Annotated in this window: 10 protein-coding genes; 7 read left to right on the plus strand and 3 right to left on the minus strand. The window is 58.8% G+C overall.

Features of this window, described 5'->3' with window-relative positions; genetic code table 11:
- Positions 1-257: 257 nt before the first annotated feature.
- The 4 genes from mnmA to UN63_RS16090 all read left to right on the plus strand — a co-directional run bounded on the left by mnmA (position 258) and on the right by UN63_RS16090 (position 5,039).
- A complete protein-coding gene (gene mnmA, locus UN63_RS16075; RefSeq protein WP_104488507.1) occupies positions 258-1,364 on the plus strand; it encodes a tRNA 2-thiouridine(34) synthase MnmA in 1,107 nt (368 codons plus the stop codon).
- Positions 1,361-1,984, plus strand: coding sequence for a high frequency lysogenization protein HflD (gene hflD / locus UN63_RS16080; protein WP_104488510.1), 624 nt, complete (start codon positions 1,361-1,363; stop codon positions 1,982-1,984). Before mnmA ends, hflD begins: the two co-directional genes overlap by 4 nt.
- Positions 1,985-2,027: 43 nt before the next feature.
- A complete protein-coding gene (purB, locus tag UN63_RS16085; RefSeq protein ID WP_104488512.1) occupies positions 2,028-3,395 on the plus strand; it encodes an adenylosuccinate lyase in 1,368 nt (455 codons plus the stop codon).
- 501 nt (positions 3,396-3,896) lie between these two features.
- Complete coding sequence (locus UN63_RS16090; RefSeq protein WP_104488514.1) at positions 3,897-5,039, plus strand: ribosomal protein uL16 3-hydroxylase; 1,143 nt, start codon at positions 3,897-3,899, stop codon at positions 5,037-5,039.
- Positions 5,040-5,360: 321 nt separating this feature from the next.
- Here UN63_RS16090 and UN63_RS16095 read toward each other — a convergent pair whose 3' ends face one another.
- Entirely contained in the window at positions 5,361-5,858 is a 498-nt protein-coding gene (locus tag UN63_RS16095) for a GNAT family N-acetyltransferase (protein WP_104488515.1), read from the minus strand.
- Positions 5,859-5,869: 11 nt separating this feature from the next.
- Entirely contained in the window at positions 5,870-6,505 is a 636-nt protein-coding gene (gene pdxH, locus UN63_RS16100) for a pyridoxamine 5'-phosphate oxidase (protein ID WP_104488516.1), read from the minus strand.
- A gap of 166 nt (positions 6,506-6,671) precedes the next feature.
- On the opposite strand from pdxH, the gene UN63_RS16105 reads away from it, so the two are divergent.
- Together UN63_RS16105 and UN63_RS17140 are read left to right on the plus strand one after the other, a co-directional pair.
- Positions 6,672-6,923: a YfhL family 4Fe-4S dicluster ferredoxin gene (locus tag UN63_RS16105; RefSeq protein WP_104488517.1), complete on the plus strand. Its 252-nt coding sequence runs from the start codon at positions 6,672-6,674 to the stop codon at positions 6,921-6,923.
- A gap of 157 nt (positions 6,924-7,080) precedes the next feature.
- Positions 7,081-7,221, plus strand: coding sequence for a hypothetical protein (locus UN63_RS17140; protein ID WP_181068273.1), 141 nt, complete (start codon positions 7,081-7,083; stop codon positions 7,219-7,221).
- A 75-nt stretch (positions 7,222-7,296) separates the two neighbouring features.
- Here UN63_RS17140 and UN63_RS16110 read toward each other — a convergent pair whose 3' ends face one another.
- A complete protein-coding gene (locus UN63_RS16110; RefSeq protein ID WP_104488518.1) occupies positions 7,297-8,475 on the minus strand; it encodes an MFS transporter in 1,179 nt (392 codons plus the stop codon).
- 357 nt (positions 8,476-8,832) lie between these two features.
- Here UN63_RS16110 and suhB point away from each other — a divergent pair, with 357 nt between their 5' ends.
- Positions 8,833-9,636, plus strand: a complete 804-nt coding sequence (suhB, locus tag UN63_RS16115; protein ID WP_104488519.1) for an inositol-1-monophosphatase — start codon at positions 8,833-8,835, stop codon at positions 9,634-9,636.
- Positions 9,637-9,881 lie beyond the last annotated feature (245 nt).

A 9,881-nucleotide genomic window follows, 5' to 3' on the forward strand; every position in this document is an offset into this window, starting at 1 on the left:
CCCAGCCCTCCCCTTGCCTTGCACCCCGCTGTTATTCTGCCAAATTCGAGGTTAAGGGGAGGGAGCTGTTTGCCCCTCCCCCTTGGCAGCGGGGTTACAGACATCACTGCGGGTTTTCGCCAGGGGGAGGCTGGGAGGGGGTGTCATTTCCCGCTTCCAGCTACTTGCTTCCCGCTTATGGCTTTCTTTCCCTCCCGCTGGCGGCTTTTGTCTGGTAAAATGCTGGCCGTTTTGCATACAGGTAACGGCGAGTAGTGATGAGCGATAACAGTCAGCTAAAAGTGATTGTCGGCATGTCCGGCGGTGTGGATTCTTCCGTTTCGGCCTGGTTGCTGCAGCAACAGGGCTATCAGGTTGAAGGCCTGTTCATGAAAAACTGGGAAGAAGACGACACCGACGAGTTCTGCTCCGCCGCCGAAGATCTGCGGGACGCACAGGCGGTGTGTGACAAGCTCGGCATTGAGCTTCACACCATCAACTTTGCCGCCGAATACTGGGACAACGTGTTCGAGCATTTTCTGGCGGAATACAAGGCCGGGCGTACGCCTAATCCCGATATCCTGTGCAATAAAGAAATCAAGTTCAAAGCCTTCCTGGAATTTGCCGCCGAAGACCTGGGCGCCGACTACATCGCCACCGGCCACTATGTGCGCCGCAGCTTCGACGACCAGCCCCGCATGTTGCGCGGCCTGGACGGCAACAAGGATCAGAGCTACTTCCTCTATACCCTGAGCTCACAGCAAGTGGCCAAGAGCCTGTTCCCGGTGGGCGAGCTGGAAAAGCCGGAAGTACGCCGCATTGCCGAGCAACTCGAGCTGGTGACCGCCAAGAAGAAAGACTCTACCGGCATCTGCTTTATCGGCGAGCGCAAGTTTACCGATTTTCTGGCCCAGTACTTACCGGCACAGCCAGGCCACATTGAAAGTGTGGACGGCAAGGTGATAGGCGAACACCAGGGGCTGATGTATCACACCCTGGGCCAGCGTAAGGGCTTAGGCATCGGCGGCCTGAAAAACGCCACCGACGAGCCCTGGTATGTGGTCGATAAAGAGCTGGATCGCAACGTGCTGGTGGTGGCTCAGGGTGACCATCCGCGCCTGTATTCCAACGGCCTGATTGCCCGTCAGCTGCACTGGGTGAACCGCGCGCCTATTACGGAAGCCTTTCGCTGCACCACCAAAACCCGTTATCGCCAGACCGATGTGCCCTGCCTGGTCGAGCCGCTGGATGACGAAACCATCAAGGTGACCTTCGACACCCAGCAGGCGGCAGTCACGCCCGGCCAGTCCGCCGTTTTCTATGATGGCGACATCTGCCTCGGCGGCGGCATTATCGAAACCCGTTTCAGTCAGGAGCAAGCGTGAGTCATAGCCTCGAAAACCAAACCCTGGCCTTTGCCGGCATCTGCCAGGCCGCCAGTCTGGTACAGCAGGTCGCCCGCGATGGCACCATAGACGATAAAACCCTGTTTTCGTCCACCCTCAACAGCATTCTGGTGACCGACGCCGAGCAATCGGTAGATATTTACGGTGGCCATGCGTCGTTAGGCCTGGGCTATCAGACCCTGATCGATCAGCTCGATAACAACAGCAGCCGCAAAAATGCCGAACTGACCCGCTATCTGGTCGGTATCGTCGCCCTGGAGCGCAAGCTGGCCAAACGCCGCGACCTGATGTCGATGCTGGGCGAGCGCATCAATCAGGTAAAACGCCAGCTGCATCACTTCGATCTGCTCGACGAGCAGGTGCTGGCCAATCTGGCCGGCGTGTACAGCGACATCGTCAGCCCCATAGGGCCGCGTATTCAGGTGGCCGGCAACCCGACCTACCTGCAGCAGCCGCTGGTGCAGCACCAGATACGGGCGCTGTTGCTGGCCGGTATTCGCAGCGCCGTACTCTGGCGGCAGCTTGGCGGCAAGCGCCGTCATATTCTGTTTTCTCGCAAGCGGCTGGTGGCTCAGGCCCAGGCGGCATTGCGGTATTAACCATCCTTTATTGTTTCCCCCCAACGTTCAGGAGTCCTTGTTCATGGAATTGTCAGCATTAACGGCTATTTCTCCGGTTGATGGCCGTTACGGCACCAAAACCCAGGAGCTGCGCGCCATTTTTTCCGAATTTGGTTTATTGCGCTTTCGTGTAGAAGTCGAGGTACGCTGGCTGCAGGCTCTGGCCACCCATGCTGAAATTACCGAGGTGCCAGCTCTGTCCGCCGAGGCCAACGCCCTGCTGGACGCCATTGTCGCCAACTTCAACGAAGCCGATGGCCAGCGCATCAAGGACATAGAGCGCACCACCAACCACGACGTGAAAGCGGTGGAATACTTCCTGAAGGAAAAGGTAGAAGTGCTGCCCGAACTGGCCGCCGTCAGTGAATTCATTCACTTTGCCTGCACCAGCGAAGACATCAACAACAACGCCCATGCGCTGATGCTGAAAGCCGGCCGTGAACAGGTAGTGACGCCTTACTGCCAGCAGCTGGTTGACGAAGTGAAGCGCCTGGCCGCACTGTATCGCGACGTGCCCATGCTGAGCCGTACCCACGGTCAGCCCGCCTCGCCCACCACCCTGGGCAAGGAAATGGCCAACGTGGCCTACCGTCTGGAACGTCAGCTCAAGCAAATCAACTCGGTAGAAATGCTGGCCAAGATCAACGGCGCAGTGGGCAACTACAACGCCCACCTGTCTGCCTATCCGGAAGTGGACTGGGCCGGTTTTGCCGAGCGCTTCGTCACCGGTCTGGGGCTGACCTTCAACCCCTACACCACCCAGATTGAGCCGCACGACTACATTGCCGAGCTGTTCGACGCCATCGCCCGCTTCAACACCATATTGCTCGACTTCGACCGTGACATCTGGGGTTATATCTCCGTCGGTTACTTCAAGCAGAGAACCGTGGCCGGCGAAATCGGCTCCAGCACCATGCCGCACAAGGTCAACCCGATCGACTTCGAAAACTCCGAAGGCAATCTGGGCCTGGCCAACGCCATCTTCAATCACCTGGCCGCCAAGCTGCCGGTGTCTCGCTGGCAGCGCGATCTGACCGACAGCACTGTGCTGCGCAACCTGGGCGTGGCCGTGGGCTACTCGCTGATCGCCTATCAGGCGACCCTGAAGGGCATCAGCAAGCTGGAAGCCAATCCGGCCGCCCTGGCTGCCGATCTGGATCAGAACTGGGAAGTGCTGGCCGAGCCGGTACAGACGGTAATGCGTCGCTACGGCATCGAGAAGCCCTACGAGAAGCTGAAAGAGCTGACCCGTGGCAAGCGGGTGGATGCCGAAGGCATGCGCGCCTTTATCGACGGCCTGGAACTGCCCGAGTCGGTGAAGGATCAGCTGAAGCTGCTGACCCCCGCCAACTACATCGGCAGTGCCATCCAGCTGACCGACGAGCTTTAAAACAAGCTGAAAGTTAAAGATAAAACACCGAGCCGGTTGGCTCGGTGTTTTTGTTTGTCTGGGGAGGGAGCAGAAACCCCTCCCCAACCCTCCCCTTGCGTTGCACCCCGCTGTCATCCTGAGTATTCACGATTAAGGGGAGGGAGCAGATCGGCGCCGGGCTTACCATCGACGCCGAACGGCCCCTCCCTCTTGGCTGCGGTATCACAGACATAACAGCGGGGTTTCGCCAGGGGGAGGCTGGGTGGGGGTGTCGCATTGGTCTTTGCCTTGCACCCCGCTGTCATTCTGTGGCTCACGAGTTCAGGGGAAGGAGCTATTTTCCCCCAAGCCTATTCCCTATTCCCCATTCCCTATTCCCCGCTTCCCATTCCCTATTCCCCATTCCCTATTCCCCATTCCCCATTCCCCGCCGACAGCTTGAAATCTATCATTCTCCGCCGCGCCTAGGCATAATAGCCCGCTATTCTTAACGCATTATCCCCATCATTACAGGTCCCCATGCACAGTGCACTGAAACTGGATATCGACGACTTTCTGGCCAACTACTGGCAACGCAAGCCCCTGCTTATCAAGGCCGGTTTTCCCGGTTTTGAAGATCCGCTCAGCCCGGACGAACTGGCCGGCCTGGCGCTGGAGCCGCATATAGAATCTCGCCGGGTCTGGCGGGCCGACGAGCGCTGGAACGCGGAAACCGGCCCCTTCGAAAGCTACGATCATCTGGGCGAAGCCGACTGGACCCTGCTGGTGCAGGCCGTCAACCAGTGGCACCCGGCAGTACAGGATGTGGCGGAAGCCTTTCGCTTCCTCCCCGGCTGGCGTTTCGATGATGTGATGGTCAGTTTCTCTACTCCCGGTGGTGGTGTGGGCCCTCATATCGATCAGTACGGGGTCTTTATCATTCAGGGCGAAGGTCGCCGTCGCTGGCGTGTGGGTCTGCCACAGACACTGAAGCAGTTTGCCGCCCACGGGGCGCTGCGCCACTGCGAGGCCTTCGAGGCGGAAATAGACGAAGTGCTTGAGACCGGCGATGTGCTCTACATCCCGCCCGGTTGCCCTCACGAAGGCTATGCCGAGACCCCGGCGCTCAACTATTCCATCGGCTTTCGGGCACCAGATGCCAAGGATCTGATTTCCGGCTTTGCCGATCACATACTGGCCCACGAGCCGGACACCCGTCGCTTCGACGATGCAGCCATGGCGCCCTGTACGGCCCACGGTCGCATCGACCATCAGGCGATGATACAGGTCAAGGCGCTGATGACCGAACTGCTCGACGATCCGGTACGACTGGCCGACTGGTTTGGCGAAATGATCTCGGAAGCCAAGCACGACCTGGATCTGGAGCCGGCCGAGCCGCTATACAGCCTGGAAGAGCTGGTACTGCGCATGGACCACGGTGATCATCTGTATCGGCTGGGCGGCGCCCGCTGCTTCTATATGGAAGGCAGCGAGGACGTGTTTTATCTGGACGGCGACCGTTACCAGCTGGCCGAACCGGACGCTGACGCCATCGCGCTATTATGCGATCAGGCCCGTATCTGCGGCCCGGAAGTAGCCTGCCTGAAACAACCCCAGTCGTTGCTGGAAGTACTGCTACCGCTGGTGAACCAGGGCTACTGGTATTTCGAAGAAGACGAATAATAAAATCAGGGATTGGGGATTGGAGTCGTCATACCGGTGCTGAATCAAGTTCAGCATGACGGCCCCGGTATCTTCTTATAGATAGCACCAACACCTGATCCCTTTATTTCGCACCATCGACCTTCGTGCAGAAACCCCTCCCCAACCCTCCCCTTGCCCCCCGCTGCCATTCTTTGATCCGCAAGTTCAAGGGGAGGGAGCAGATCGGCGCCGGGCCTGCTTTGCCCCTCCCCCTTGGCAGCGGGGATACAGACATCACGGCAGGGTTTCGCCAGGGGGAGGCAGGGTGGGGGTGTCACTTTTGACCTGCCAGCAGAACCCCTACGTCAGCTCACCGAAGGCGGGATGATATGTCACCTGGCCGGTAGGGGCCGGTTGTTTGAGTGCCAATGCCATGAAGGCGTCACCCGCGTCAGGGTAGGCGCATTTCAGACCCAGTTCGCTGGCGGGCCGAAAGCCGAAGCGGCGATAGTATGCCGGCTCGCCCAACACCACGACACCGGCCCAGTCCAGTTCATTGGCGCTGTCGAGCACTTCCCGGATCATGGCCGAGGCCACGCCCTGCTGCTGGCAATCGGGCCAGACGCTGACCGGAGCCAATCCCAGCCAGCCGATATCTTCGCCATTCACCAAGACCGGACTCATGACAAGATGGCCGATGATGGCGCCTTCGTATTCGGCAACCTGGCTCAGGCTGATGGCGCCCTGCTCGCGCAAGGCCCACACCAGATCGGCTTCGTCATCCCGACCGAAGGCGGCACAGACCACCTCGTCGATGTCGTCGCCGTCACCGGGACGTTCGGTTCTGCATATCAGCATGATAATCGGTCCTATGGCGCCAGACGGTCGATGGTCCAGCCGTCGCCCTCACGCTGGTACAGAAAACGGTCGTGCAGACGGTTGGCGCCGCCCTGCCAGAACTCGACGGTCTCGAATTTGACCCTGAAACCACCCCAGAAGCTCGGCAGCGGCACCTCGCCACTGGCAAACTTCTGTTTCATTTCCAGAAACTTGGCTTCCAGCAGGCCACGGGCGGAAATACGCGATGACTGGTGCGAGACCCAGGCGCCGATCTGGCTGTCTTTGGGACGGCTGCTGAAGTACTTCATCACCTCCATCGCCGACAGTCGCTCCACCTGACCAGTCACATGCACCTGGCGTTCCAGCGTATGCCAGGGAAACAGCAGGCTGATGCGGGGATTGCCCGCCAGCTGACCGGCTTTGCGGCTGCCCATGTTGGTGTAGAACACGAAACCGCGCTCATCGGTATGCTTGAGCAGCACGATGCGCTGATACGGCTGCCCGCGCTCATCTACCGTGCCTACCACCATGGCGGTGGGGTCGGCCAGATTGGCGGCAATCGCCTGCTGCATCCAGGTATCAAACAGAGACAAAGGGTTATCCGGCAGATCCTTGCGGCGCAGGCCGCCTTGCAGATATTCCCGCCGGTAGTCGGCCAGTTCCATAGACAGGTCTCTCATAATTCGGGGAGGCCCTATTGTGCGGGGAGCGCCGAAGATTGGCAAGACGGCTGCCGCCGGAGCGGGATCACGAAACCTGAGAATACCGGGAAGTGATGGTATGATCCGACCCTGAACCGCTTTTCGTCCTGTCCGTTAACACGAGTATTTTATGGCCCTGCTGATCACCGACAAATGCATCAACTGCGACATGTGTGAACCGGAATGTCCGAACGGCGCCATTACCTTTGGCGCGGATATTTACGAGATAGAACCGGACCTGTGCACCGAATGCGTGGGCCATTACGAGAAGCCCACCTGCATCAGTGTCTGCCCCATCGACTGCATTATCGACCACCCCGAACACCGGGAAACCGAAGAGCAGCTGTGGGACAAATATGTACTGCTGCATCATCAGGGTTGAGCCGGCAGCTACAAAAACCACAAATCTGCCCACCGCGTAGGGTCCATTTCAATGGACCAATCCAGCTATTCCCCTCCCCTTTACCCCCCCGCATCAACATAACCACAGCGGGGTGCAACGCAAGGAGAGGGTCAGGGAGGGGTTACTGCCCCCAGCCATGATGCTGACACCCCCACCCCGCCTCCCCCTGGCGAACCTCTACCGTTATGTCTGTCGCCCCGCCGCCAAGGGGGAGGAGCAGATCGGCGCCAGTTCCAACAGCCCGGCGTTGTTTGCCTGTATTGCCCTGCTTTGCTGAGCCTGCCAGCTGAAGCGGCAGCTACAAAAGCACCCTATCCTCACCCCTCACCCCTCACCCCTCACCCCTCACAATTTAAATTCCCGGCTCCGGCAGGGCATTCGAGCTTGGTATCAACAGCCAGGCCACCAGTCCGGCAAAGGCCAGCAGCAGGCCGCCCAGCACCGACTGGTTCATTTGCGGCAAGGCCCCCTGCACTAGCAGAAAGACACCGCCGCCCAGATTGGAGCTGCCGCCGAGCAAAGCGCCGGCGGTGCCGCTGTGTTGCGGGAACGGCGCTACTGCCTTGGAGGTGGCCACCGGGAACAGGATGCCGGCACCGGCAAAATAAAAGCTGCCGCCCAGTACCAGTCCCGCCACGCTCAGATCGGGTTTGAAGGCGGAGACCAGCACTATGCTCGCGCCCAGCAGCAAGGCCACCGTGGATATCCACTGCAGACGGTTAATCGACCAGCTTGCCGCCTTCAACGACGCCAACATGGCACCGGCAAAATACAGCGGTAACGGCAAAACAAACAGCAGGCTGATTTCGGTGCTGGTAAGCCCGCTCTGCCGGCTGACCAGGACGCCGAACACCGCCTCATACAGGATGACGCCGGCGAAGGCTGCCATCAGCATGCCGAGCTGGCGGCAAAAGGCACTGTTGTGCAGCACATGCTGATAGGCCGGTAGCATGGGCTGGGCATGGCGACGTTCCGCCGGCAGGGTTTCACGAAACCAGAACACCATCACCAGGGTGACCAAGAGGCCCACCGCCAGCAGAAACTGATACATGGACTGCCAGCCGAAGTGCAGGTTGAGATAACCGCCGATCAGCGGGGCCAGCAGCGGGGCCAGCATGATGCCCATGGACACATAGCCGTTGTAGCGCACCAGATCCGAGCCTTCGAATTTGTCTCGCATCAAGCTGCGGCACAGGCTGCCCGCCGCCGCAGTGCCGGCCCCCTGAATAAAGCTGCCCAGCAGCAGCATCGGAAACACCGGCCAGGCCAGAATAAGGGCCGAGCCCAGTACATAGACAGACAGCCCCACCAGCAGCACGGGGCGACGGCCAAAACGGTCCGAGAGAGGACCATAGATAAACTGAAACAAGCCGTAGGGGATAAGATAAAACGCCATCACCAACGGCAGGCTGTCGCCGGCCACCTGCAATGCAGCCGCCATATCGCCCATGGCAGGCACATAAAGGGTTTGGGTCATCTGACCCGAGGCCACCATTAACACCGTGAGTAATACCAGGGACAGGCCTGACATGGCCGCGCGCTCCAAAAGTGCCCGAACGGGCAGACTGTGATTAGGATCGCATCATAATCAATGGAGTGATTAACTGGCAATAGATGTCTGAGCGACCTTTTGTAATGGCCAGACCCAGTTTTTCTAATCATAAATCATAATGATAGCCAAGATGCCAGGTGCTTATTCCATCGCTGGGTTCCTTGATGCCGCCATTGGACAGATGCCAGGACTCCAGTGCCAAAAATACATCGCCGATTGAGCCCGACTTTTCGATGCCCGGACGGTCGGTGAAGATTTAGTCCTTGCCTGGTTTTGGTTCACGGGTATAATACGCCGCTCAAATTTCGTTCTTTAACATCAAGTGGGTTCACTCATATGCATCCGATGCTGAATATTGCGGTGCGCGCTGCGCGCAACGCCGGTCAAGTTATCGTCAAAGGTTTTGCCAATCCGGATAACGTAGAAGCACGCCAGAAAGGCCAGAACGATTTTGTTACCAATGTCGATCTCGACTCAGAAAACGCCATCGTCAATACCATCCGCAAGTCTTATCCGGAGCATACGATTATCGGCGAAGAATGTGGTGAACTGACTGGCAGCAATCCGGATTACCAATGGATTGTCGACCCACTTGATGGCACCGCCAACTTTGTAAAGGGCATCCCCCACTTCGCGGTATCTATCGCGCTGCGCGTCAAGGGCCGCACCGAGCAGGCCGTGGTTTACGATCCTATTCGTGACGAACTCTTCACCGCCAGCCGCGGTGCCGGTGCTCAGCTGAATGGTTACCGTATCCGTACCGGCAAGGCCAAGGATCTGAACAATACCATTCTGGCCACCGGCTTCCCGTTCAAGCAAAAGCACCAGGCCGATGCTTATCTGGCCATGTTCAAGGACATGTTCATTCAGTGCTCCGACATCCGTCGTGCCGGTGCCGCCAGCCTGGATCTGGTCTATGTGGCCGCCGGTCGCGTTGACGGTTACTGGGAACTGGGCCTAAAGCCCTGGGATTTTGCCGCCGGCAGCCTGATCGCCCGTGAAGCCGGTGCCATTGTGACCGATTTCGTCGGTGGCCATAACTATGAGCGCAATGGCAACATCGTATGTGCCAACCCCAAGGTGTTGAAAACCATGCTCTCTACCATTCGCGAGCATCTGCCGGAATCTCTGGCCAACTGATGTAACTGCGCGATATCAAGCCCCGCCCCGGCGGGGCTTTTTTGTGCCCGGCGTTTGATTAATCGATGTTTACAGGCATAACGCCATACCTGTCCCCTCCCCTTTGACTCCGCATCACCAGAATCACAGCGGGGTGCAACGCAAGGGGAGGGTTAGGGAGGGGTTACTGCAGGATGCGCATGTTCGGCGCCCAAGTTAACAGCGACACCCTCCTCCTAGCCTCCCCCTGGCGAACATCCGCTGTT

The organism is Oceanisphaera arctica, assembly GCF_002936955.1.
Taxonomy (GTDB): Bacteria; Pseudomonadota; Gammaproteobacteria; order Enterobacterales; family Aeromonadaceae; genus Oceanimonas; species Oceanimonas arctica.

Excerpts from the sequence above, each read along its gene's own strand:
- UN63_RS16095 (WP_104488515.1), bottom strand. The coding sequence starts at position 5,858 with ATGCTGATATGCAGAACCGAACGTCCCGGTGACGGCGACGACATCGAC.
- pdxH (WP_104488516.1), bottom strand. The coding sequence starts at position 6,505 with ATGGAACTGGCCGACTACCGGCGGGAATATCTGCAAGGCGGCCTGCGC.
- suhB (WP_104488519.1), top strand. The coding sequence starts at position 8,833 with ATGCATCCGATGCTGAATATTGCGGTGCGCGCTGCGCGCAACGCCGGT.
- UN63_RS16105 (WP_104488517.1), top strand. The coding sequence starts at position 6,672 with ATGGCCCTGCTGATCACCGACAAATGCATCAACTGCGACATGTGTGAA.
- UN63_RS16110 (WP_104488518.1), bottom strand. The coding sequence starts at position 8,475 with ATGTCAGGCCTGTCCCTGGTATTACTCACGGTGTTAATGGTGGCCTCG.
- purB (WP_104488512.1), top strand. The coding sequence starts at position 2,028 with ATGGAATTGTCAGCATTAACGGCTATTTCTCCGGTTGATGGCCGTTAC.
- mnmA (WP_104488507.1), top strand. The coding sequence starts at position 258 with ATGAGCGATAACAGTCAGCTAAAAGTGATTGTCGGCATGTCCGGCGGT.
- UN63_RS16090 (WP_104488514.1), top strand. The coding sequence starts at position 3,897 with ATGCACAGTGCACTGAAACTGGATATCGACGACTTTCTGGCCAACTAC.
- UN63_RS17140 (WP_181068273.1), top strand. The coding sequence starts at position 7,081 with ATGATGCTGACACCCCCACCCCGCCTCCCCCTGGCGAACCTCTACCGT.